The sequence below is a fragment of the Streptomyces sp. NPDC059008 genome (assembly GCF_042749045.1).
Classification (GTDB): domain Bacteria; phylum Actinomycetota; class Actinomycetes; order Streptomycetales; family Streptomycetaceae; genus Streptomyces.
In genome coordinates this window covers 228,456-250,630 of sequence record NZ_JBHYJC010000008.1, presented here as the reverse complement: position 1 = coordinate 250,630, position 22,175 = coordinate 228,456, and the positions used below count along the sequence as shown (strand labels likewise).

Sequence of the window (22,175 nt, the reverse complement as noted above, 5' to 3'; positions counted from 1 at the left end):
TAGGGGATGGTCCCGTTCTTGCGCACCTCGGACAGACGCCGGGAGAGCCGGTGCGCCAGGTTGATCGGCAGCGGCATCAGCTCGGGCGTCTCGTCGCAGGCATAGCCGAACATCAGGCCCTGATCGCCCGCGCCCTGCCGGTCCAGCTCGTCGTCATCGCCCTCGACGCGGTTCTCGTACGCGGTGTCGACACCCTGGGCGATGTCCGGGGACTGCGCGCCGATGGACACCGAGACGCCGCAGGAGGCGCCGTCGAAGCCCTTCTTGGACGAGTCGTAGCCGATGTCCAGGATCTTGTTGCGGACGAGGTTGGGGATGTCGGCGTACGCCTTGGTCGTCACCTCGCCGGCCACATGGACCAGGCCGGTGGTGATCAGCGTCTCGACGGCGACCCGGGAAGTCGGGTCCTCCTTGAGGAGCGCGTCGAGGATGGTGTCGCTGATCTGGTCAGCGATCTTGTCGGGGTGGCCCTCGGTCACGGACTCCGAGGTGAACAGGCGGCGGGACACATCGCTCCCTGGGGTTGCAGCGGCTGCTGGCTGATCATTGGCGGAAGGGCCGAGAGCTGCGCTCGGCCCGATCCACTCGCCAGTTTATCGGTCGTATGTGGCGTTCGGGCACGCGGTCTCGATTTATGGACCCCTCGTGACCTGCAACACCACGCCTCACGGTAGGACGATCACCTTGAGTATGGGTCGGGTCAAGGGGACACGCCGGTTTTCGTGAGGCCGTTGAGGTGACCGATGGGCGAGATTCGGCCGTACGGGCGCGAGCAGGCCCGGGACTAGGGCAGGCGCGGGGCCACCAGGTCCCAGACCGTGTCTGCCAGGGCTTCCTTGGGGCCGTAGGGGACCGGGGTCTCGGTGCCGTCGGCAGCCATGATCACCGCCTCGTTCTCGGCCGAGCCGAAGGCCTTGTGCTCGCCGACCTCATTGACGACCAGCAGGTCACAGCCCTTGCGGGCGAGCTTGGCACGTCCGTTGGCCAGCACGTCGTCGGTCTCCGCGGCGAAGCCCACGACGATCTGCCCGGGGCGGGCGCGGTCGGCGGAGAGCTCGGCGAGGATGTCCGGATTCCGGACCAGGGTGACTGGTTCCGGCTCCCGGCCCTCGACCTTTTTGATCTTGCCGGTGGTGTAGACGGCGGGACGGAAATCGGCGACGGCCGCGGCCATGACGACCGCGTCGGCATCCGCCGCGGCCTTCAGGACGGCCTCCCGGAGCTGGCGGGCGGTGCCTATGTGCAGCACGTCCACCCCGGCGGGGTCGGGCAGCTCGGTGTTGCCCGCGACCAGCGTGACCCGGGCGCCGCGGGCGGCCGCGGTCGCGGCGAGCGCGTAGCCCTGCTTGCCGGAGGAGCGGTTGCCCAGGTAGCGGACGGGGTCCAGCGGTTCACGGGTGCCGCCGGCGGTGACGACCACATGGCGGCCGGCCAGGTCCTGCACCGAGGCGCCCTGCGCGCCACGGACCAGGACCCGGCGACAGAGTTCGAAGATCTCGACCGGGTCGGGGAAGCGGCCCTTGCCCGTGTCGACGCCGGTCAGCCGGCCGACGGCGGGCTCGACGACGATCGCACCGCGCCGGCGCAGGGTGGCGACGTTCTCCTGCGTGGCGGGGTTCTCCCACATCTCGGTGTGCATCGCCGGGGCGAAGACCACCGGGCAGCGCGCGGTGAGCAGGGTGTTGGTCAGCAGGTCGTCGGCGAGGCCGTGGGCGGCCTTGGCCAGCATGTCGGCGGTGGCGGGGGCGACCACGACGAGGTCGGCGGCCTGGCCGATGCGGACGTGCGGGACCTCGTGGACGGACTCCCAGACCTCGGTGGTGGCCGGGTTGCCGGACAGCGCCGACCAGGTGGCCTCGCCGACGAAGTGCAGCGCCGAGGCGGTGGGCACCACCCGTACGTCGTGCCCGGACTCGGCGAACCGCCGCAGCAGCTCACACGCCTTGTACGCGGCGATGCCGCCGCTGACACCCAGGACGACCCTGGGCCGCTCCCGCTCCCGCTTGTCCATCGCTTCGCCGCTCCCCGAGCTGAAGGTCCGTAGGTCCGTACGCCCCTATGACACACCAAGGGCCCGGCGGTCGCTCCCCCGGCCGGTCGCCGGGCGGTGCCCCTTGCCGGGCCCTTGGTGAAAAGTACTGCTGCTTACTGAGCGGGGCCCTCGATGGCCTCGGAGGTCAGCAGACCCGCGTTGATCTCGCGGAGCGCGATCGAGAGGGGCTTCTCGTGGACGTGCGTGTCGACCAGCGGGCCGACGTACTCGAGGAGGCCCTCGCCGAGCTGGGAGTAGTACGCGTTGATCTGGCGCGCGCGCTTGGCGGCGTAGATCACGAGGCTGTACTTCGAGTCGGTGGCCTCGAGAAGCTCATCAATGGGCGGGTTGATGATGCCCTCGGGTGCGGTGATGGAAGAGGACACTCTCTACCTTCCGAAAGGGGATGAAGCCTGGGTGTCACGCGCCCTTGTGCCATACGGCACGGCGCAAAATCTCGGCCGGTCCGAGGGCCGGTGCGGCTCCGCGGCGTCAGCCGCCGGCGTTGGGCTCCTCGGATCGATGCAGCATCAAGGCTAGCAGCTCACGGCTCACGTCCTCGACGGAGGTGTTGACGAGCGTCGCGTCGAACTCCTTCTCCGCGGCCAGCTCGACCCTGGCGACCTCCAGCCGGCGCTCGATGACCTCGGGCGCCTCGGTGCCCCGGCCGGTGAGCCGGCGGACCAGCTCGTCCCAGCTCGGCGGGGCCAGGAAGACCAGGTGGGCCTCCGCCATGGACTCACGGACCTGGCGGGCGCCCTGCAGATCGATCTCCAGCAGGACCGGCTCGCCGGACTCCAGGCGGTCCAGCACCGCCTTGCGCGGGGTGCCGTAGCGGTTGCCCGCGAATTCGGCCCATTCGAGCAGCTCGCCGTTGGCGACCAGCTTGTCGAATTCCTCGTCGTCGACGAAGAAGTACTGGACACCGTGCCGCTCCCCGGGCCGCGGCTTGCGGGTGGTGGCCGAGACCGAGAGCCAGACCTCGGGGTGGACCTTGCGCATATGCGCGACGACCGTGCTCTTGCCGACCCCGGAGGGGCCGGAGAGCACGGTCAGTCGCGGTTGTCTGGCCGGGGGCGCGGGGGTCGTCCCCCCGGAGACTGCAGAACTCATGCAGCGATTATTCCAGCTTCCCGGTGATGCCGGAAAATTCAGGAAGCGGTGCTGCCGAACTCGCGCTCCAGCGACGCGATCTGGTTGGAGCCAAGACCCCGGACACGGCGGCTCTCGGAGATCCCGAGTCGCTCCATGATCTGCTTGGCGCGGACCTTGCCGACGCCCGGCAGGGACTCCAGCAGGGCGGAGACCTTCATCTTGCCGATGACGTCGTTCTCCTGGCCCTGCTTGATGACCTCATGGAGGGATGCACCGGAGTGCTTGAGCCGATTCTTGACCTCGGCGCGCTCCCGGCGAGCCGCGGCGGCCTTCTCGAGCGCGGCTGCGCGCTGTTCAGGGGTAAGGGGCGGAAGAGCCACGCCTACGTCACCTCGGATGTCGAACTGTCGGATACGGACCGGTGTGGAACCTAGTCGCCCCACAACTGCGGAGCAACGAGCAACGCGCTTACGTGCAGTGCTCTCGACGGAGACTAGCGGCCGATCGCGTCAGAGTCAGCGAGAACAGACGAAAAGTCCTGGTCAGACTCTGCTGACCAGGACAATTCGGGACCAAAGTCCCCGCTGGAAGCTCCCTAATCGAGCGCGCTGCGCACTTCGCCGGCGAATCGGTCCGCCGCCGCGCGCAGTGCCGCGGTGTCCGGGCCGTGCCGCAGGACACCCCGGCTGACGCTCGGGACGACGTTGCGCACGGCGTCGCCGAAGACGGTCGGGAGGTCGGCGGGGGTGGCACCCTGGGCGCCGATGCCCGGAGCCAGCAGCGGGCCGTTGATCGTCAGATCGAACGAGGAGAGATCGCCGAGCGTGGCGCCGACCACCGCGCCGAAGGAGCCCATCGGCTCGGCGTCGGCGTTCTCGGCGGCGAGGTGGCCGAGCATGGTCGCGGCGATGGTGCGGCCGTCCTCGCGCACCGCCCGCTGAACCTCCGCGCCCTCCGGGTTGGAGGTGAGGGCGAGGACGAAGAGCCCGCAGCCGTTCTCCCGCGCCAGGTCGACGGCCGGCTTCAGCGAGCCGTAGCCGAGGTACGGGGAGACCGTCAGGGCGTCCGAGAACAGCGGCGAGTCGGTGCGCAGGAAGGTCTCGGCGTACGCCGCCATGGTCGAGCCGATGTCACCGCGCTTGGCGTCCATCAGGACCAGGGCGCCGCGCTCGCGCGCCTCGACGACGGCGGTCTCCAGGACGGCGAGGCCGCGCGAGCCGAAGCGCTCGAAGAACGCCGCCTGCGGCTTGAAGACCGCGACCCGCTCGCCGAGCGCCTCGACGACGGTGCGGGTGAAGCGGGCCAGGCCCGCGACATCGTCGTTCAGGCCCCAGTCGGCCAGCAGGGAGGCGTGCGGGTCGATGCCGACGCACAGCGGGCCGCGCTCGTCCATGGCGCGGCGCAGGCGCGCGCCGAAGGGCTCCGGGCTCATTTAAGCGGTCACCTTCTTGTGCTCGGCGCCGACCGCGTCGGCGAGGGTGGCGTACGGGCTGTTGCGCAGACGCGCGGCGAGTCCCTTGTGGATCGCGCGGCACCAGAACGGGCCCTGGTAGATGAACGCGCTGTAGCCCTGGATCAGCGTGGCGCCGGCCAGGATGCGCTGCCAGGCGTCCTCGGCGGTCTCGATGCCGCCGACGCCGATGAGGGTGACCCGGTCGCCGACGCGGGCGTAGAGGCGGCGCAGCACCTCCAGGGAGCGCTCCTTGACGGGCGCGCCGGACAGGCCGCCGGTCTCGGCGATCACCTTCGGGTCGGAGGTCAGGCCGAGGCCCTCGCGGGCGATGGTGGTGTTGGTGGCGATGATCCCGTCCAGGCCCAGCTCGACGGCGAGGTCGGCGACCGCGTCGATGTCCGCGTCGGCGAGGTCCGGGGCGATCTTGACCAGCAGCGGGACCCGGTGGTCGGTGACCGTGCGGTCGGCGGCCTCGCGTACGGCGCTGAGCAGCGGGCGCAGGTGCTCGACGGCCTGGAGGTTGCGCAGGCCCGGGGTGTTCGGGGAGGAGACGTTGACGACCAGGTAGTCGGCGTGCGGGGCGAGCCGCTCGGTGGAGGTGACGTAGTCGCCGATCGCCTCGGACTCCGGGACGATCTTGGTCTTGCCGATGTTGACGCCGAGCGTCGTCGGGAAGACCGGGTTGCGGGCCGCCAGGCGCGCCGCGACGGAGGCGGAGCCGTCGTTGTTGAAGCCCATGCGGTTGATCAGCGCGCGGTCCGGCACGAGCCGGAAGAGGCGCTTCTTGGGGTTGCCGGGCTGCGGCTGGGCGGTGACGGTGCCGATCTCGACGTGGTCGAAGCCGAGCATGGCCATCCCGTCGACGGCGACGGCGTTCTTGTCGAAGCCGGCGGCCAGGCCGAAGGGGCCGTGCATCCGGCGGCCCAGGGCCTCGGTGCGCAGCTCCTTGTAGCGGGGCGCCAGGGCGGCGGCGAGGAAGGTGCGCAGCACGGGGGTGCGCGCGGCCCAGCGGATCCAGCGGAAGGCCAGGTGGTGGGCCTTCTCGGGGTCCATGCGCTGGAAGATCAGTTGGAAGAAGAGGCGGTACATCGTTCGGCTGGCCTTTTCGCGGTGAGGGTCGGTCGAGGGGCTCATGACGAGGGGGACACCGCTTCGGTGTCCCCCTCGTGGGCCCTACTCCTCGCGGGCCGCGATGAGATGTTCGGCGTGTTCCTGGAGGGAACGCACGCCCACATCGCCGCGGGCCATCGCTTCGATGCCCTGGACGGCGGCGGCCAGCGCCTGGACCGTGGTCAGGCAGGGGACGCCGCGGGCGACGGAGGCGGTACGGATGTCGTAGCCGTCGAGCCGGCCGCCGGTGCCGTAGGGGGTGTTGACGATCAGGTCGACCTGGCCGTCGTGGATCAGCTGGACGATGGTCTTCTCGCCGTCGGGGCCCTCGCCCTCGGACTGCTTGCGCACCACGGTGGCGTTGATGCCGTTGCGGCGCAGCACCTCGGCGGTGCCGGAGGTAGCGAGCAGTTCGAAGCCGTGCGCGACCAGCTCACGGGCCGGGAAGATCATCGAGCGCTTGTCGCGGTTGGCGACGGACACGAAGGCCCGGCCCTTGGTGGGCAGCGCCCCGTAGGCGCCGGCCTGGGACTTGGCGTACGCCGTGCCGAAGACCGAGTCGATGCCCATGACCTCGCCGGTGGAGCGCATCTCGGGGCCCAGGACGGTGTCCACACCGCGGCCCGAGGCGTCGCGGAACCGCGACCAGGGCATGACGGCTTCCTTGACCGAGATCGGCGCGTCCAGCGGCAGGGTGCCGCCGTCGCCGTTCTTGGGCAGCATGCCCTCGGCGCGCAGTTCGGCGATGGTGGCGCCGAGCGAGATCCGGGCGGCGGCCTTGGCCAGCGGTACCGCGGTGGCCTTCGAGGTGAAGGGCACGGTGCGCGAGGCGCGCGGGTTGGCCTCCAGGACGTACAGGATGTCGCCGGCCATCGCGAACTGGATGTTGATCAGGCCGCGGACGCCCACGCCCTTGGCGATCGCCTCCGTCGACGCCCGCAGCCGCTTGATGTCGAAGCCGCCGAGGGTGATCGGGGGCAGCGCGCAGGCGGAGTCGCCGGAGTGGATGCCGGCCTCCTCGATGTGCTCCATGACGCCGCCGAGGTAGAGCTCGTGGCCGTCGTAGAGCGCGTCCACGTCGATCTCTATGGCGTCGTCGAGGAACCGGTCGATGAGGACCGGGTGCTCGGAGATCAGCCCCGCGTGCCGCTCCAGGTACCCGCCGAGCGACGGCTCGTCGTAGACGATCTCCATGCCGCGGCCGCCCAGCACGTAGGACGGGCGGACCATGACCGGGTAGCCGATCTCGGTGGCGATCCGCTTGGCCTCGTCGAAGGAGAAGGCGGTGCCGTACTTGGGCGCGGGCAGACCGGCCTCGGTCAGCACCCGGCCGAAGGCGCCGCGCTCCTCGGCGAGGTCGATCGCCTCGGGCGAGGTGCCGACGATCGGCACGCCGTTGTCCTTGAGCGCCTGCGCCAGGCCCAGCGGGGTCTGCCCGCCGAGCTGGACGACGACGCCGGCGACCGGGCCCGCCTGGGTCTCGGCGTGCACGATCTCCAGGACGTCCTCGAGCGTCAGCGGCTCGAAGTACAGGCGGTCGGAGGTGTCGTAGTCCGTCGAGACGGTCTCCGGGTTGCAGTTGACCATCACGGTCTCGTAGCCGGCGTCGCTGAGCGCGAAGGAGGCGTGGACGCAGGAGTAGTCGAACTCGATGCCCTGGCCGATGCGGTTGGGGCCGGAGCCGAGGATGATCACGGCCGGCTTCTCGCGCGGGGCGACCTCGGTCTCCTCGTCGTAGGACGAGTAGAAGTACGGGGTCTTCGCGGCGAACTCGGCGGCGCAGGTGTCGACGGTCTTGTAGACGGGGCGGACGCCGAGGGCGTGCCGGACCTCGCGCACGACGTCCTCGCGCAGCCCGCGGATGTCCGCGATCTGGGCGTCGGAGAAGCCGTGGCGCTTTGCGTCCGCAAGGATCTCCGGTTCGAGCTTGTCGGCGCCGGCGATCTCGTCGGCGATCTCCTTGACCAGGAAGAGCTGGTCGACGAACCAGGGGTCGATCTTCGTGTGGTCGAAGACCTCCTGCGGGGTGGCGCCGGCCCGGATCGCGGCCATGACGGTGTTGATCCGGCCGTCGGTCGGGACCTGGGCGAGCTCCAGCAGCTCCGCCTTCGCGCCCGGGGCGGACACGAAGTCGAACTGGCTGCCCTTCTTCTCCAGGGAGCGCAGGGCCTTCTGCAGCGCCTCGGGGAAGTTGCGGCCGATCGCCATCGCCTCGCCGACCGACTTCATGGTCGTGGTCAGCGTGGCGTCGGCGGCCGGGAACTTCTCGAAGGCGAAGCGCGGCACCTTGACGACGACGTAGTCGAGCGTCGGCTCGAAGGACGCCGGGGTCTTCTCGGTGATGTCGTTGGGGATCTCGTCGAGGGTGTAACCGACGGCGAGCCGGGCGGCGATCTTCGCGATCGGGAAGCCGGTGGCCTTGGAGGCCAGCGCCGAGGAGCGCGAGACGCGCGGGTTCATCTCGATGACGATGACCCGGCCGTCCTCGGGGTTGACCGCGAACTGGATGTTGCAGCCGCCGGTGTCCACACCGACCTCGCGGATGACCGCGATGCCGATGTCCCGCAGGATCTGGTACTCGCGGTCGGTGAGCGTCATCGCCGGCGCGACGGTGATCGAGTCGCCGGTGTGCACGCCCATCGGGTCGAAGTTCTCGATGGAGCAGACGACCACGACGTTGTCGTTCTTGTCGCGCATCAGCTCCAGCTCGTACTCCTTCCAGCCGAGGATGGACTCCTCCAGGAGCACCTCGGTGGTGGGAGACAGCGTCAGGCCCTGCCCGGCGATCCGGCGCAGCTCCTCCTCGTCGTGGGCGAAGCCGGAGCCGGCGCCGCCCATGGTGAAGGAGGGGCGGACGACGACCGGGTAGCCGCCGAGCTCGTCGACGCCCTTGAGGACGTCGTCCATGGAGTGGCAGATGACCGAGCGGGCGGACTCGCCGTGGCCGATCTTGGCGTTGACGGCCTCGACGACCTCCTTGAACAGGTCGCGGTCCTCGCCCTTGTTGATCGCCTCGACGTTGGCGCCGATCAGCTCGACGCCGTACTTGTCGAGGGTGCCGGCCTCGTGCAGCGAGATGGCCGTGTTCAGCGCGGTCTGGCCGCCGAGGGTGGGCAGGAGCGCGTCGGGGCGCTCCTTGGCGATGATCTTCTCGACGAAGTCCGGGGTGATCGGCTCGACGTAGGTCGCGTCGGCGATCTCCGGGTCGGTCATGATCGTCGCCGGGTTGGAGTTCACCAGGACGACGCGCAGGCCCTCGGACTTGAGGACCCGGCAGGCCTGGGTGCCGGAGTAGTCGAACTCGGCGGCCTGGCCGATGACGATCGGGCCGGAGCCGATGACCAGGACGGACTGGATATCGGTGCGCTTAGGCACGCTGGCCCTCCATCAGGGATACGAAGCGGTCGAAGAGGTACGCGGCGTCGTGCGGACCCGCGGCGGCTTCGGGGTGGTACTGGACACTGAAGGCCGGCTGGTCGAGCAGCTGGAGGCCCTCCACCACGTTGTCATTGAGACAGACGTGGGAGACCTCGGCGCGGCCGAAGGGGGTGTCGGAAACCTTGTCGAGCGGGGCGTCGACGGCGAATCCGTGGTTGTGCGCGGTGACCTCGACCTTGCCGGTCGTACGGTCCTGCACCGGCTGGTTGATGCCGCGGTGCCCGTACTTGAGCTTGTAGGTGCCAAAGCCCAGCGCGCGGCCGAGGATCTGGTTGCCGAAGCAGATGCCGAACAGCGGCGTCCTGCGCTCCAGCACTCCGCGCATGACGGAGACGGGGTGGTCGGCGGTCGCCGGGTCGCCGGGGCCGTTGGAGAAGAACACGCCGTCCGGTGCGACCGCGTAGACGTCCTCGACGGTGGCGGTGGCGGGCAGGACGTGCACCTCGATGCCGCGCTCGGCCATGCGGTGCGGGGTCATGCCCTTGATGCCCAGGTCGATGGCGGCGACGGTGAACTTCGCTGCGCCAATCGGGACGGCTGCGCCGTCGGGCCCGATCGCCGGGACGACGTACGCCTCCTTGGTGGCGACCTGCGTGGACAGGTCGGCGCCCTGCATCTCGGGGGCCTGGCGCACCTTGGCCAGCATCACGCCCGCGTCGGGCAGCGCCTCGCCGGAGAAGATGCCGACCCGCATCGCACCGCGCTCGCGGAGATGGCGGGTGAGCGCGCGGGTGTCGATGCCGCTGATGCCGACGACGCCCTGGGCCACCAGCTCGTCGTCCAGGGAGCGCACCGAGCGCCAGTTGGACGGGGTGCGGGCGGGGTCGCGGACGACGTAGCCGGAGACCCAGATCCGCTGCGACTCGGGGTCCTCGTCGTTCACACCGGTGTTGCCGATGTGCGGGGCGGTCATGACGACGACCTGGCGGTGGTACGAGGGGTCGGTCAGCGTCTCCTGATAGCCGGTCATGCCGGTGGAGAACACCGCTTCGCCGAAGGTCTCCCCCACGGCCCCGTAGGCGCGGCCGCGGAAGGTGCGGCCGTCCTCCAGGACGAGTACGGCGGGGATCTTGGCGGTCCCCCTGGTGGAGGTCGTCATCGTGCGCCTTCCGTTTCGGTGTGCTCGGTGGTGGTGCTCAGTGCGTTGATGGCCTCGACCCAGGCGGGGTGCTCGCCCGCCCGGTCGGCGCGGAAACCGGAGTCGATCAGCCGGTCGCCGTGCTGCCAGGTGACGATCAGCAGTCCGCCCTCGGTGAGGACCTTGCCCGCGATGCCCTTGTCGAGGCGGGCGCCGCGCAGCGCGGCGGCCGGGACGAAGAAGTCCGCGGCGCCCGGCCGTACGACGTCCAGGCCCTGGTCGGTCAGGGTCAGCTCGACGCGGCTACGGGTGCCCAGGCCGCGCGCCACGATCCGGTCGAGCCACTGCCCGGCCGTGGTGGATCCGTGGTAGCGGCCGCTGAGCGTCAGGCGCGGCTCTCCGGGCTGGTCGGGGGTGCCGGGCAACTCGGGCAGGTCGCCCTGGAGCGTGCCGCGCCACTTCCAGCCCTGGCGCATCAGCCAGTAGACGAAGGCCACGAAGACCAGCAGGCCGACGACCCAGCCGATCCGTGCGGCCCAGTCGGTGACCGGCGCGGACTGCTGTGCTTGGGCCAGTCGGATGAGTGGAGGAGTCACGCCAGCTTCCCGTCGACGACCGTTGCGCGGCCCCGCAGGAACGTGTGGGTGATACGTCCCGGCAGCTCACGGCCCTCGTAGGGGGTGTTGCGGCTGCGCGAGGCGAAGCCCGCGGGGTCCACCTCTCCACGGTAAGCGGAATCGACCAGGGTGAGGTTGGCCGGCTCACCAGCCGAGATGGGGCGGCCGTGGCCCTCGGCCTGCCCGATCCGCGCGGGCGCGTGGGACATCCGGTCCGCGACGTCCGCCCAGGTCAGCAGGCCGGTCTCGACCATCGTCCGCTGCACGACCGACAGCGCGGTCTCCAGGCCCACCATGCCCATGGCGGCCGCGGCCCACTCGCAGTCCTTGTCCTCGTGCGGGTGCGGGGCGTGGTCGGTGGCGACGATGTCGATGGTGCCGTCGGCGAGGGCCTCGCGCAGGGCCATCACGTCGCGCTCGGTGCGCAGCGGCGGGTTGACCTTGTAGACGGGGTTGTACGTGCGCACCATCTCGTCGGTGAGGAGCAGGTGGTGCGGGGTGACCTCGGCGGTCACGTCGATCCCGCGGGACTTGGCCCAGCGGACGATCTCGACGGACCCGGCGGTCGACAGGTGGCAGATGTGCACGCGGGAGCCGACGTGCTCGGCGAGCAGGACATCCCGGGCGATGATCGATTCTTCGGCCACCGCCGGCCAGCCGCCGAGTCCCAGCTCCGCCGAGACGATGCCCTCGTTCATCTGGGCGCCCTCGGTGAGCCGCGGCTCCTGGGCGTGCTGCGCGACGACGCCGCCGAAGGCCTTCACGTACTCCAGGGCCCGGCGCATGATCACAGCGTCGTGCACGCACTTGCCGTCGTCGGAGAAGACGGTGACCCCGGCGGCGGACTCGTGCATGGCGCCCAGCTCGGCGAGCTTGCTGCCCTCCAGGCCGACGGTGACGGCGCCGATGGGCTGCACATCGCAGTAGCCGTGCTCCTGGCCGAGCCGGTAGACCTGCTCGACGACGCCGGCGGTGTCGGCGACGGGGAAGGTGTTGGCCATGGCGAACACGGCGGTGTAGCCGCCGGCGGCGGCCGCCCGGGTCCCGGTCAGAACGGTCTCGGAGTCCTCACGGCCCGGCTCGCGCAGATGGGTGTGCAGGTCGACGAGGCCCGGCAGGAGGATCTTGCCCTCGGCCTCGACGACGTCGGCGCCCTCGGCGGACAGCCCGGTGCCGACGGCCTCGATGGTCTCGCCGTCGATCAGGACGTCCTGGGCCTCGCCGCCGAGCACCTTCGCACCACGGATCAGGATCTTGCTCATGGTCTTACTTCTCCTCGGTACGGGTGTGGGTGACGGCGGGCTCGTTGCCGCCGAGCAGCAGGTACAGGACGGCCATGCGGATGGAGACGCCGTTGGCCACCTGCTCGACGACCGTGCAGCGGTCGGAGTCGGCGACCTCGGCGGTGATCTCCATGCCGCGGACCATCGGGCCGGGGTGCATCACGATGGCGTGCTCGGGCATCCGCGCCATCCGCTCGCCGTCCAGGCCGTAGCGGCGCGAGTACTCGCGCTCGGTCGGGAAGAAGGCGGCGTTCATCCGCTCGCGCTGCACCCGCAGCATCATCACGGCGTCGGACTTCGGCAGCACGCGGTCGAGGTCGTAGGAGACCTCGCACGGCCAGGTCTCGACGCCGACCGGCACCAGGGTGGGCGGGGCGACGAGGGTGACCTCGGCGCCGAGGGTGTGCAGGAGGTCGACGTTCGAGCGCGCGACGCGGCTGTGCAGCACGTCGCCGACGAGGGTGATGCGCCGCCCGCTCAGGTCCTGGCCCAGCCCGGCGTCCGGGCCGATCAGCCGGCGCCGCATGGTGAAGGCGTCGAGCAGGGCCTGGGTGGGGTGCTGGTGGGTGCCGTCGCCGGCGTTGATGACGGGCGCGTCGATCCATCCGGAGGTGGCGAGCCGGTAGGGGGCGCCGGAGGCGCTGTGCCGTATGACGACCGCGTCGACGCCCATCGCCTCCAGGGTCTGGGCGGTGTCCTTGAGGGACTCGCCCTTGGAGACGCTGGACCCCTTGGCGGCGAAGTTGATGACGTCCGCGGAGAGCCGCTTCTCGGCGGCCTCGAAGGAGATCCGGGTCCGGGTGGAGTCCTCGAAGAAGAGGTTGCAGATCGTGCGTCCGCGCAGGGTGGGAAGCTTCTTGATCGGCCGGTCGGCGACCCGGGCCATCTCCTCGGCGGTGTCGAGGATCAGTACGGCGTCGTCGCGCGTGAGGTCGGCGGCCGAGATGAGGTGACGCTTCATCCGGTTTTCTCCGTGAGTGAGGGAGGTGTACGGGAATGTCCGTTGAGCGGGCATGCCTGCGGTCCCGGGGTCACCGGGTCCGTACGCGATGGGCTATCGCTCGCCGGCCGGGGCGGTTTCCTTGACGCCGAGCAGCACGGCGTCCCGGCCGTCCTCCTCGGTGAGCTGGACCTTGACCGTCTCCCGCAGCGACGTGGGGAGGTTCTTGCCCACGTAGTCGGCGCGGATCGGCAGTTCGCGGTGACCGCGGTCGACGAGGACCGCGAGCTGGACGGCGCGCGGGCGGCCGATGTCGCCCAGGGCGTCCAGCGCGGCGCGGATCGTGCGGCCGGAGAACAGGACGTCGTCGACGAGCAGGACGAGCCGCCCCTCGATGCCGTCACCGGGGATGTCCGTGCGGGCGAGCGTGCGGGCAGGGCCCAGGCGCAGGTCGTCGCGGTACATCGTGATGTCGAGCGAGCCCACCGGGATCGTCCGGCCGGTGATCTCCGCCAGCTTGGCGGCCAGCCGCCGGGCGAGGAAGACACCGCGGGTGGGGATTCCCAGCAGCACCACGTCGTCCGCGCCCTTGGCGCGCTCGACGATCTCGTGGGCGATGCGGGTGAGCATGCGCGTGATGTCCGGGCCTTCGAGCACCGGTCGCGCCGGGAGCCGGGCCCCCGCGTCAGAACTGTTTGCGTCCATACGAAACGGACCTCCTTCTCCGCCTCACGGGACGGACCTTAAAGGACGTCGGAATAACGCAGTCAGGTTAGCAGGAGCCCCTTCAGGACCCGCCCGCACCCCTGACGGGTGATGGTCTGGCCCATTCCGCTTGACGAAGTCAGATTACGCTGCGTAACCTCACAGTGAGTTACCACCGCGCGGCGGAGCCGCATGTCGATACAGCCGTCTGGGGAGCCTTATGTCCAGCGAATACGCCAAACAGCTCGGGGCCAAGCTCCGCGCCATCCGTACCCAGCAGGGCCTCTCCCTCCACGGCGTCGAGGAGAAGTCCCAGGGCCGCTGGAAGGCCGTGGTAGTGGGTTCGTACGAGCGCGGCGACCGTGCCGTGACCGTGCAGCGCCTCGCCGAGCTGGCGGACTTCTACGGCGTCCCGGTCCAGGAGCTCCTGCCGGGCACGACACCGGGTGGCGCGGCCGAGCCGCCGCCGAAGCTGGTGCTCGACCTGGAGCGCCTCGCCCATGTCCCGCAGGAGAAGGCCGGCCCGCTGCAGCGCTACGCCGCCACGATCCAGAGCCAGCGCGGCGACTACAACGGCAAGGTGCTCTCGATCCGCCAGGACGACCTGCGCACCCTGGCCGTCATCTACGACCAGTCGCCCTCGGTGCTGACCGAGCAGCTGATCAGCTGGGGCGTGCTGGATTCCGACGCCCGCCGCGCCGTGACGCACGAGGAGATCTGACCTCGCGCGCCGCTGAAGAAACGTACCGCCGCCCTGGACTACCGGGGCGGCGGTTTTCGTCTGCCGGCCTGCGACCGGGTCGCGCGGGCCTATGACCGGAGCACGGCGGCAGGCGCGAGACGTCCGGCGCGGGGCGGGCGCGAGACGCCGTGCCACGCGGGGGCGCGCCCGCGCCCGGCACGGCGCAGAGGGCGCCACAGGGCGCTTCTGCGGGCATGCGACGGGCCCGGAGCGGTATCCCCCGCTCCGGGCCCGTTCACACGCTCTGCCGACCGCCTACTGCGCCTCGCGCCGCAGGCTCGGCTTCAGCTCCTTGAGCCGGCCGAGGAGGCCGTTGACGAAGGCCGGGGAGTCGTCCGTGGAGAACTCCTTGGCGAGCTGCACGGCTTCGTCGATCGCCACCGCGTCCGGCGTGTCGTCCACCCAGAGCAGCTCGAAGGCACCGAGCCGGAGGATCGAGCGGTCGGCCGCCGGCATCCGGTCCAGGTCCCAGTCGACCGCGTAGGTGGAGATCAGCTCGTCGATGCGGGCGATGTGGGCCGCGTACCCCTCGACCAACTGCAGGGTGTATTCGTTGACCGGCGGCTGCCGGGGGTCGGTCCGGGCGTGACGCATCCAGTCCGCGAGCACGGACTGCACGTCGGCGCCGCGCTGATCGGCCTCGAAGAGGATCTGGAAGGCGCGCTTGCGGGCCTTGCTGCGGGCAGCCACGGTTAGCTGTTCACCCGGCCGAGGTAGTCGCCCGAGCGGGTGTCGACCTTGATCTTCTCACCGGTGGTGATGAAGAGCGGGACCTGGATCTCGTAGCCGGTCTCCAGCGTGGCGGGCTTGGTGCCGCCAGTGGAGCGGTCGCCCTGGACGCCCGGCTCGGTCTCCTTGATGACCAGCTCGACGGCGGCCGGCAGCTCGACGTAGAGCACCGAACCCTCGTGCTGCGCGACAACGGCCTCGAAGCCCTCCAGGAGGAAGTTCGCGGCGTCGCCGACGGCCTTGCGGTCGACGTGGATCTGGTCGTAGGTGTCCATGTCCATGAAGACGAAGTAGTCGCCGTCCATGTACGAGAACTGCATCCCGCGCTTGTCGACGGTGGCCGTCTCGACCTTCACGCCGGCGTTGAAGGTCTTGTCCACCACCTTGCCGGACAGCACGTTCTTGAGCTTGGTGCGGACGAAGGCCGGGCCCTTGCCGGGCTTGACGTGCTGGAACTCGACGACGGACCAGAGCTGGCCGCCTTCGAGCTTGAGCACCATGCCGTTCTTGAGGTCGTTCGTGGATGCCACGGTTGCGGAATCTCCTGGACTGCAGGTGGTGGGACCCGGGAGCAGCACCCAGTGAGCCGCTGCGGCTCACAGTGCGAGCAGCTCCTTGGTCGTGATCGTGAGTAGCTCGGGCCCGCCGTCCGCCTCGGGGCGGACGACGAGTGTGTCGTCGATCCGGACACCCCCGCGGCCCGGGATGTGAACCCCCGGCTCGACGGTGACCGGCACGCAAGCGTCCAGTTTACCCATGGCGGCCGGGGACAACTGAGGGTCCTCGTCGATTTCGAGTCCCACGCCGTGCCCGGTCCACGGCCCGAGCCGCTCGGCGTAGCCCGCGGTGTCCAGCACGTGCCGGGTCACCCGGTCCACCTCGCGGCACTCCACCCCCGGCGCGAGCGCCTCGCGTCCGGCCCGCTGGGCTGCGAAAACGAGATCGTACAGCTCGATCTGCCAGTCCGAGGGCGAGGTGCCGATGACGAAGGTCCGGCCGATCTCGCAGCGGTAGCCGCGGTAGTTCGCGCCCAGGCCGACGCTGAGGAAGTCCCCCTCCTCGACCCGCCGGTCGGTGGGCAGATGCCGGGCGCGGCCGGAGTTCGGGCCGGTCGCCACGGAGGTGGCGAAGGCCGGGCCGTCCGCGCCGTGGTCGACCAGGCGGCGCTCCAGTTCGAGCGCGAGATGCCGCTCGGTGCGGCCGACCAGGATCGATTCGAGCAGCTCGCCCAGCGCCTGGTCGGCGATCTCGGCGGCGATCCGCAGACAGGCGATCTCGTCGTCGTCCTTGACCAGCCGCTGCGCCTCGACCGCGCACGCCATGTCGGTCAGCCGCAGCCGGGGCGCGACCTGGGAGAGCGCCCGGTGCCGGGAGACGGTGAGGTGGTGCTCCTCGACGGCCAGGGTGTCCGCACCGGCCGTCGCCGCCAGATCGGCGCCGGCCACGACCGGGTCGCCGTCGCGGGTGGGCAGCACCGACACCCGTACGTCGTCGACCGGACGGCCCTCGGACGGATCGCCGCTGAGCGGTCTGCCGCACAGCAGCACATCGTCGCCCGGCCCCAGCAGCAGGGCGGCGCCGGGCGGCGCGCAGCCGGTGAGGTAGCGGACGTTCGCGGGGCGCGAGATCAGTGCGGCGGCACTTCCGGCCCCGGCTACGCGGTCGCGCAGACGCGTGCGTCGGGCCGCGTACAACTCGGACATATCACGAGCGTACGGCGACTCCCCCGAGGCGGCCGGTCGAGCGCCGCCGCCCGGGGGAGCCGCCCGCTCACCAGCTCGGCGGGCTGGCGATGGAGCGGGCGACGACGTCGCTCAGCATCCGGGCCGTCGTGGCGACGTCGTGCTGGGAGTTGTCGATGATCGGCAGCCCGGAGCCGTACCAGCCGGCCATCCGGCCGTGGATCCTGGCGACCTCCTCGTCGGACAGGCGGCGGTTGCCGGAGCGCCGGGCGTTGCGCTCCAGGACTATCTCCAGGCCGGGCAGCAGCACGATCGGCAGCAGCCCGGGGCCCACATGCCGCTTCCAGCCTCCGAGGCCGACGACCGGCCGGTCGGGGAAGACGGCGTCGTCGAGGATGCAGGAGATGCCGTTGGCGAGGAAGTTGCGGGCCGCGAAGCCGCAGGTACGGCGGGCGAGCCGGTACTGCGCCTCGGAGTGGTCGTTCCAGCCGGACTGCGGGTCGGCGAAACCCGAGCGGACCCATTCGCGGACGTCGTCGAGGCTGATGTGCGCGGTCGGCACCCGGCGGGTGTCGGCCCAGTGGCGCGCGACGCTGGTCTTGCCTGCTCCGGCCGGGCCGATGAGCAGCACCGCGACGGCCGCCTGGCCGGCGTCCGGCGCGGCGGTGTCGGTGGGCGGGCTGGGCAGCGGCACCGGGGCACCCGGTGGCAGCGGGATATGGCCCGTGAGGTCGGTGGTGCTGTGGCCGGTGGGCGGGGCCTGCTGGGGCGCGGGCCCGTGCCAGCCCTGCTGCGGGGCGGGCTGCTGGGCGGGTGGGGGCGGGGCCGCGGGGGCCGGCGGCGCGGCCGGCGGTGAGGTGGGTGGGGTGGGCCGTCCCGGGTCGGGCGTCCAGTGCATGGCGGCCCCGGGTCCTGATGCCTGCCCGTGGGGCGGCAGCGGAGCCCCCACTGCGTACTGCATCCGGTGGCTCTCCGTCTCGTGCGGTCGACGTGGTGCGGTGCTCCCCCGGCTGACGCCGGGTGGGGTGCCCTCGGCGGTGGCCGAGGGGGCCCCGGGCGGCCGGGCCGGTGCCCGGTGCGGTGCGGCGGTTCCACCGGCCCCAGGGGCCGTTGTGCCCACGGCCGCCGGGAGGGGTGGTACTGCTGCGAACGGTACCCTCCCGGCCGCGGCCGGGAAGGCTCCTACCCCCGGCGCGCGCCGAGCGAACGACCGGGGGCGGGGCCGAAGTGCCCTTGGTGGTACGTCAGTTGCCGAGTTCCTCGGCCAGCGCACGGAGCGCGAGGCGGTAGGAGCCGATGCCGAATCCGGCGACCGTACCGCTGGCGACGGCCGCGATGACCGAATTGTGGCGGAACTCCTCGCGTGCGTACGGGTTCGAGATGTGCACCTCGATGAGCGGGGCGGTGCGCTGGGCGGCCGCGTCCCGCATTCCGTACGAGTAGTGCGTGAAGGCTCCGGGATTGATGACGACCGGAATCGATCCGTCGGCGGCCTCGTGCAGCCAGCGGATCATCTCGCCCTCGTCGTTGGTCTCCCGGACCTCGGCCTCGAAGCCCAGCTCCTTGCCGAGCCGGGTGCACTCCTCGACGAGTCCGGCGTAGGAGGTGGCGCCGTAGACGTCGGGCTCGCGGGACCCCAGCCGGCCGAGGTTGGGGCCGTTGAGGACGAGTACCCGCCGGGCCTTGCCGGTCATGCCGCGATCTCCGCGTGCGCGGCGAGCAGCATGGCCGGGTCCGGACCTTCCAGGACGGTCGGCTTGGCGAGACCGTCCAGGACGATGAAGCGCAGCCGGTCACCGCGGGACTTCTTGTCGACCTTCATCGTCTCCAGCAGCTTGGGCCACTGGTCACCGCGGTAGGTCAGCGGCAGTCCGACGGAGGCGAGGACGGTGCGGTGCCGGTCGGCGGTGGCGTCGTCCAGGCGGCCGGCGATCCGGCCGAGTTCGGCGGCGAAGACCATGCCGACGGAGACCGCGGCACCGTGGCGCCAGTTGTAGCGCTCGTTCTTCTCGATGGCGTGGGCCAGGGTGTGGCCGTAGTTGAGGATCTCGCGCAGGCCCGACTCCTTGAGGTCGGCGGAGACCACCTCGGCCTTGACCCGGATGGCGCGCTCGATCAGCTCGGCGGTGTGCGCACCGTCCGGGCGCTTGGCGGCCTCGGGGTCGGCCTCGATCAGATCGAGGATCGCCGGGTCGGCGATGAAACCGGCCTTGATGACCTCGGCCAGGCCGGAGACGTAGTCGTGCACCGGCAGCGAGTCGAGCGCGGCGAGGTCGCACAGGACGCCGGCCGGCGGGTGGAAGGCCCCGACGAGGTTCTTGCCCTCGGCGGTGTTGATGCCGGTCTTGCCGCCGACCGCGGCGTCGACCATGCCCAGGACGGTGGTGGGGACGGCGATCCAGCGCACCCCGCGCAGCCAGGTCGCGGCGACGAAGCCGGCCAGGTCGGTGGTGGCGCCGCCGCCGACGCCGACGATCACATCGCTGCGGGTGAAGCCGGACTGCCCGAGCGCCTTCCAGCAGTACGCCGCCACCTCGGCGGTCTTGGACTCCTCGGCGTTCGGCAGCTGGATGGCGATCGCCTCGTAGCCCTGGGAGGCGAGGTCCTCGCGCAGCGCCTCGCCGGTGGCGGCCAGCGCCTCCGGGTGCAGTACCGCGATGCGCTTGACGCCGTCGCCGATCAGGCCCGGGAGCTCGCCGAGCAGCTGCCGCCCGACGAGCACCTCGTACGGGTCGGTGCCCGCCGTACCGCCGACCTGGATACGGGTGGCCTGCTCCGTCATGCCTGTTCCTCCCTGTGGCCCGCCCGCGGGGCGTCTCCCGCGGCCGGCCGTAGCTCCAATGCGTCCAGGATCGCCTCGGCGACCTGGCCGGGGGTGCGCTCCTCCGTGGCGATCACGGCGCGCGCGACCTCGGTGTACAGCGGGCGGCGCCGCTCCATCAGCTCCCGCCACTGCTTGCGCGGGTTGACCGCCAGCAGCGGGCGGGGGGCGTCCAGGCCCACCCGCTTGACGGCGTCGGCGAGTTGGACGTCGAGGAAGATCACCGGCAGGCCGGTCAGCAGCTTGCGGGTGCCCTCGTCCAGGATCGCGCCGCCGCCGAGCGAGAGCACGCCCGGGTGCTCGTCGAGCGCGACGCGTACCGCCTCGCGCTCCAGCTCGCGAAAGCGCGGCTCGCCCTCGTCGAAGAAGATCTCGGCGATCGGCCGGCCGGCGGTGGCGACGACGTCGTCGTCGGTGTCCCGATAGCCGACGCCCAGCCGCTCGGCGAGCAGCGCGCCCACCGTGGACTTACCGGCACCGGGCGGGCCGACCAGCACGACGACCGGGGGCGTCACTTGATCGCCAGGTTGTCGAGGAAGCTGCGCACGTTGCGGCGGGTCTCGGCCACGCTGTCGCCGCCGAACTTCTCCACGACGGCGTCGGCCAGGACGAGGGCGACCATGGCCTCGGCGACGATGCCCGCGGCCGGGACGGCGCAGACGTCCGAGCGCTGGTGGTGCGCCTTGGCCGCCTCACCGGTGGAGACGTCCACGGTGGCCAGGGCGCGCGGGACGGTGGCGATCGGCTTCATCGCGGCGCGCACCCGCAGCAGCTCGCCGGTCGTCAGACCGCCCTCGGTGCCACCGGAGCGGCCCGTGCTGCGCTTGATCCCGTCCTCGGTGGCCACGATCTCGTCGTGCGCCTTCGAGCCCGGCACCCGCGCCAGGTCGAAGCCGTCGCCGACCTCGACGCCCTTGATCGCCTGGATGCCCATCAGGGCGGCGGCCAGCCGGGCGTCCAGTCGCCGGTCCCAGTGGACGTGCGAGCCGAGGCCCACCGGCACGCCGTACGCCAGCACCTCGACCACACCGCCCAGGGTGTCGCCGTCCTTGTGTGCCTGGTCGATCTCCGCGACCATCGCCTTCGACGCGTCCGCGTCCAGGCAGCGCACCGGGTCCGCGTCCAGCTTCGCCACGTCGGAGGGCTTCGGGTACACGCCGTACGGGGCCTTGGCCGCGGCCAGCTCGACCACGTGCGAGACGATCTCGATCCCGGCCGTCTCCTTCAGGAACGAGCGGGCCACCGCGCCGAGCGCCACCCGGGCGGCGGTCTCGCGGGCCGAGGCGCGCTCCAGGATCGGACGGGCCTCGTCGAAGCCGTACTTCTGCATGCCGGCGAGGTCGGCGTGTCCGGGGCGGGGGCGGGTCAGCGGGGCGTTGCGCGCCAGCGCCGCCAGCTCGTCCGCGTCCACCGGATCGGCCGCCATCACCTGCTCCCACTTGGGCCACTCGGTGTTGCCGACCATGACGGCCACCGGCGAGCCCAGCGACAGACCGTGCCGCACCCCGCCCAGGAACGTGACCTCGTCCTGCTCGAACTTCATCCGGGCACCGCGGCCGTAGCCCAGCCGGCGCCGCGCCAGCGCGTCCGCCACCAGCTCCGTGGTGATCGGGACCCCGGCCGGAAGGCCCTCCAGCGTCGCCACGAGTGCGGGGCCGTGCGACTCCCCCGCCGTCAGCCAGCGCAACCTGCTCAACGGTGCTCCTCATGTACTGCTCGTCCGCGTACGGTCATCCCCCTGATCCTCCCACGTCGCACGCGAGGGGCGGCGGCCAGTCCAGGAAACGGACCGGGCAGCTCGCTGAGCATCCCGAACCACAAAGAATTGCGGCCCGACGAAAGAATCGTCGGGCCGCAATGGCAGATCATCCCGTCAAGGACGGATCAAATCGATGGCGATCCGGCCAGATTCCAAACGAAATCGCCTTCTCCATCATCGTTGATATTGTAGACGATCTTCCCGTCAGCCGAGAAACCGTGTTGCTGACCGGAAAGCCATTCACTCTGGACCTGGAAGCCGTCCGCCTCTCGGCTGTTGATCTCAGCCGTCTGATCACTGGTCTTGCGGCTCTTGGTGCTGTCGAATTCCTCTACTCGCACCTGGACATCAAAGTTGTCAAACTTGTGACCACCGGCCTCTTGCCAGTACCCCTGTGCCGTAGCGATATACGTGGCCCCGTTATAACGTATGCAAACGTCGACGTAGATATCCACGTCGAACCCGGAAGTCGACACTTCCTTGTGCTGCGTACCCGAGCAACTGGACATCGCTTGCGCTGGAGAACCCGTGAGAACCATGCTCGTGAGAGTCAGCAGGCAAGCTCCAGCCGTCGCCCCGATCCGATATGCGCCGCGCTTCATCAATCCCCCCAAGAACAACGTGTGAACGGATCAACCGTATGGGAATTGAAAGGCACGGTCAAGCGGATAATTCATGAGACTGGGCAGCG

The 22,175-nt window shown here is 70.8% G+C and carries 23 protein-coding genes; 1 reads left to right on the top strand and 22 read right to left on the bottom strand.

The annotated features are described in order from the left end of the window. From ACFWZH_RS13835 to pyrR, 13 genes are all read right to left on the bottom strand, one after another. Nucleotides 1-509 (bottom strand): S-adenosylmethionine synthetase N-terminal domain-containing protein (locus ACFWZH_RS13835; protein WP_384429121.1); only part of this gene is annotated, 509 nt, incomplete at its 3' end. Nucleotides 510-784: 275 nt separating this feature from the next. Beyond that, entirely contained in the window at nt 785-2,011 is a 1,227-nt protein-coding gene (gene coaBC, locus ACFWZH_RS13830) for a bifunctional phosphopantothenoylcysteine decarboxylase/phosphopantothenate--cysteine ligase CoaBC (protein WP_384429118.1), read from the bottom strand. 134 nt (nt 2,012-2,145) lie between these two features. Continuing rightward, nucleotides 2,146-2,418: a DNA-directed RNA polymerase subunit omega gene (gene rpoZ / locus ACFWZH_RS13825; RefSeq protein WP_005319902.1), complete on the bottom strand. Its 273-nt coding sequence runs from the start codon at nt 2,416-2,418 to the stop codon at nt 2,146-2,148. A 106-nt stretch (nt 2,419-2,524) separates the two neighbouring features. After that, nucleotides 2,525-3,145, bottom strand: a complete 621-nt coding sequence (gmk, locus tag ACFWZH_RS13820; RefSeq protein ID WP_384429115.1) for a guanylate kinase — start codon at nt 3,143-3,145, stop codon at nt 2,525-2,527. A gap of 38 nt (nt 3,146-3,183) precedes the next feature. Then, on the bottom strand, nt 3,184-3,507 hold the full coding sequence (locus ACFWZH_RS13815; protein WP_006607450.1) for an integration host factor: 324 nt from the start codon (nt 3,505-3,507) through the stop codon (nt 3,184-3,186). Nucleotides 3,508-3,722: 215 nt separating this feature from the next. Beyond that, on the bottom strand, nt 3,723-4,559 hold the full coding sequence (gene pyrF, locus ACFWZH_RS13810; RefSeq protein ID WP_384429112.1) for an orotidine-5'-phosphate decarboxylase: 837 nt from the start codon (nt 4,557-4,559) through the stop codon (nt 3,723-3,725). Further along, nucleotides 4,560-5,669 (bottom strand): quinone-dependent dihydroorotate dehydrogenase, encoded by a 1,110-nt coding sequence (locus ACFWZH_RS13805; protein WP_384429130.1) that lies wholly within the window; start codon nt 5,667-5,669, stop codon nt 4,560-4,562. Between the two features lie 84 nt (nt 5,670-5,753). Further along, nucleotides 5,754-9,065, bottom strand: a complete 3,312-nt coding sequence (gene carB / locus ACFWZH_RS13800) for a carbamoyl-phosphate synthase large subunit (RefSeq protein WP_384429109.1) — start codon at nt 9,063-9,065, stop codon at nt 5,754-5,756. Beyond that, nucleotides 9,058-10,227, bottom strand: coding sequence for a glutamine-hydrolyzing carbamoyl-phosphate synthase small subunit (carA, locus tag ACFWZH_RS13795; protein WP_384429106.1), 1,170 nt, complete (start codon nt 10,225-10,227; stop codon nt 9,058-9,060). The genes carB and carA overlap by 8 nt, the downstream gene beginning before the upstream one ends. Next, a complete protein-coding gene (locus ACFWZH_RS13790) occupies nt 10,224-10,802 on the bottom strand; it encodes a hypothetical protein (protein WP_384429103.1) in 579 nt (192 codons plus the stop codon). The genes carA and ACFWZH_RS13790 overlap by 4 nt, the downstream gene beginning before the upstream one ends. Continuing rightward, complete coding sequence (locus ACFWZH_RS13785) at nt 10,799-12,085, bottom strand: dihydroorotase (RefSeq protein WP_384429100.1); 1,287 nt, start codon at nt 12,083-12,085, stop codon at nt 10,799-10,801. The genes ACFWZH_RS13790 and ACFWZH_RS13785 overlap by 4 nt, the downstream gene beginning before the upstream one ends. A 4-nt stretch (nt 12,086-12,089) precedes the next feature. Further along, nucleotides 12,090-13,067, bottom strand: a complete 978-nt coding sequence (locus tag ACFWZH_RS13780; RefSeq protein WP_384429097.1) for an aspartate carbamoyltransferase catalytic subunit — start codon at nt 13,065-13,067, stop codon at nt 12,090-12,092. 93 nt (nt 13,068-13,160) lie between these two features. Beyond that, a complete protein-coding gene (gene pyrR / locus ACFWZH_RS13775) occupies nt 13,161-13,751 on the bottom strand; it encodes a bifunctional pyr operon transcriptional regulator/uracil phosphoribosyltransferase PyrR (protein ID WP_384429094.1) in 591 nt (196 codons plus the stop codon). 220 nt (nt 13,752-13,971) lie between these two features. On the opposite strand from pyrR, the gene bldD reads away from it, so the two are divergent. Next, nucleotides 13,972-14,472, top strand: coding sequence for a transcriptional regulator BldD (bldD, locus tag ACFWZH_RS13770; protein WP_384429091.1), 501 nt, complete (start codon nt 13,972-13,974; stop codon nt 14,470-14,472). Between the two features lie 276 nt (nt 14,473-14,748). On the opposite strand, the gene nusB is transcribed toward bldD, so the two are convergent. From nusB to ACFWZH_RS13725, 9 genes are all read right to left on the bottom strand, one after another. Continuing rightward, nucleotides 14,749-15,183, bottom strand: a complete 435-nt coding sequence (gene nusB, locus ACFWZH_RS13765) for a transcription antitermination factor NusB (RefSeq protein WP_384429088.1) — start codon at nt 15,181-15,183, stop codon at nt 14,749-14,751. A gap of 2 nt (nt 15,184-15,185) precedes the next feature. Further along, entirely contained in the window at nt 15,186-15,752 is a 567-nt protein-coding gene (gene efp, locus ACFWZH_RS13760) for an elongation factor P (protein ID WP_384429085.1), read from the bottom strand. A 66-nt stretch (nt 15,753-15,818) separates the two neighbouring features. Next, nucleotides 15,819-16,925 (bottom strand): aminopeptidase P family protein, encoded by a 1,107-nt coding sequence (locus ACFWZH_RS13755; RefSeq protein ID WP_384429082.1) that lies wholly within the window; start codon nt 16,923-16,925, stop codon nt 15,819-15,821. 67 nt (nt 16,926-16,992) lie between these two features. After that, nucleotides 16,993-17,865 carry a Pro-rich N-terminal domain-containing protein gene (locus ACFWZH_RS13750; RefSeq protein WP_384429079.1) on the bottom strand — a complete coding sequence of 291 codons (873 nt, stop codon included), beginning with the start codon at nt 17,863-17,865 and terminating at the stop codon, nt 16,993-16,995. A 283-nt stretch (nt 17,866-18,148) separates the two neighbouring features. Continuing rightward, nucleotides 18,149-18,598: a type II 3-dehydroquinate dehydratase gene (aroQ, locus tag ACFWZH_RS13745; protein ID WP_384429075.1), complete on the bottom strand. Its 450-nt coding sequence runs from the start codon at nt 18,596-18,598 to the stop codon at nt 18,149-18,151. After that, the gene (aroB, locus tag ACFWZH_RS13740) at nt 18,595-19,686 is read right to left on the bottom strand and encodes a 3-dehydroquinate synthase (protein ID WP_384429073.1); all 1,092 of its coding nucleotides are present in this window, start codon (nt 19,684-19,686) and stop codon (nt 18,595-18,597) included. The genes aroQ and aroB overlap by 4 nt, the downstream gene beginning before the upstream one ends. Continuing rightward, nucleotides 19,683-20,240, bottom strand: coding sequence for a shikimate kinase (locus tag ACFWZH_RS13735; RefSeq protein WP_384429070.1), 558 nt, complete (start codon nt 20,238-20,240; stop codon nt 19,683-19,685). Before ACFWZH_RS13735 ends, aroB begins: the two co-directional genes overlap by 4 nt. Then, entirely contained in the window at nt 20,237-21,421 is a 1,185-nt protein-coding gene (gene aroC / locus ACFWZH_RS13730; protein ID WP_384429067.1) for a chorismate synthase, read from the bottom strand. Before aroC ends, ACFWZH_RS13735 begins: the two co-directional genes overlap by 4 nt. A 188-nt stretch (nt 21,422-21,609) precedes the next feature. Then, entirely contained in the window at nt 21,610-22,023 is a 414-nt protein-coding gene (locus ACFWZH_RS13725) for a hypothetical protein (protein WP_384429064.1), read from the bottom strand. Nucleotides 22,024-22,175 lie beyond the last annotated feature (152 nt).

Coding starts and splice junctions, on each gene's coding strand:
- gmk (WP_384429115.1), bottom strand. CDS start 3,145: ATGAGTTCTGCAGTCTCCGGGGGGACGACCCCCGCGCCCCCGGCCAGA.
- pyrR (WP_384429094.1), bottom strand. CDS start 13,751: ATGGACGCAAACAGTTCTGACGCGGGGGCCCGGCTCCCGGCGCGACCG.
- ACFWZH_RS13780 (WP_384429097.1), bottom strand. CDS start 13,067: ATGAAGCGTCACCTCATCTCGGCCGCCGACCTCACGCGCGACGACGCC.
- aroQ (WP_384429075.1), bottom strand. CDS start 18,598: ATGACCGGCAAGGCCCGGCGGGTACTCGTCCTCAACGGCCCCAACCTC.
- ACFWZH_RS13755 (WP_384429082.1), bottom strand. CDS start 16,925: ATGTCCGAGTTGTACGCGGCCCGACGCACGCGTCTGCGCGACCGCGTA.
- aroB (WP_384429073.1), bottom strand. CDS start 19,686: ATGACGGAGCAGGCCACCCGTATCCAGGTCGGCGGTACGGCGGGCACC.
- bldD (WP_384429091.1), top strand. CDS start 13,972: ATGTCCAGCGAATACGCCAAACAGCTCGGGGCCAAGCTCCGCGCCATC.
- ACFWZH_RS13725 (WP_384429064.1), bottom strand. CDS start 22,023: ATGGTTCTCACGGGTTCTCCAGCGCAAGCGATGTCCAGTTGCTCGGGT.
- ACFWZH_RS13750 (WP_384429079.1), bottom strand. CDS start 17,865: ATGCAGTACGCAGTGGGGGCTCCGCTGCCGCCCCACGGGCAGGCATCA.
- carA (WP_384429106.1), bottom strand. CDS start 10,227: ATGACGACCTCCACCAGGGGGACCGCCAAGATCCCCGCCGTACTCGTC.
- coaBC (WP_384429118.1), bottom strand. CDS start 2,011: ATGGACAAGCGGGAGCGGGAGCGGCCCAGGGTCGTCCTGGGTGTCAGC.
- pyrF (WP_384429112.1), bottom strand. CDS start 4,559: ATGAGCCCGGAGCCCTTCGGCGCGCGCCTGCGCCGCGCCATGGACGAG.
- ACFWZH_RS13785 (WP_384429100.1), bottom strand. CDS start 12,085: ATGAGCAAGATCCTGATCCGTGGTGCGAAGGTGCTCGGCGGCGAGGCC.
- ACFWZH_RS13805 (WP_384429130.1), bottom strand. CDS start 5,669: ATGTACCGCCTCTTCTTCCAACTGATCTTCCAGCGCATGGACCCCGAG.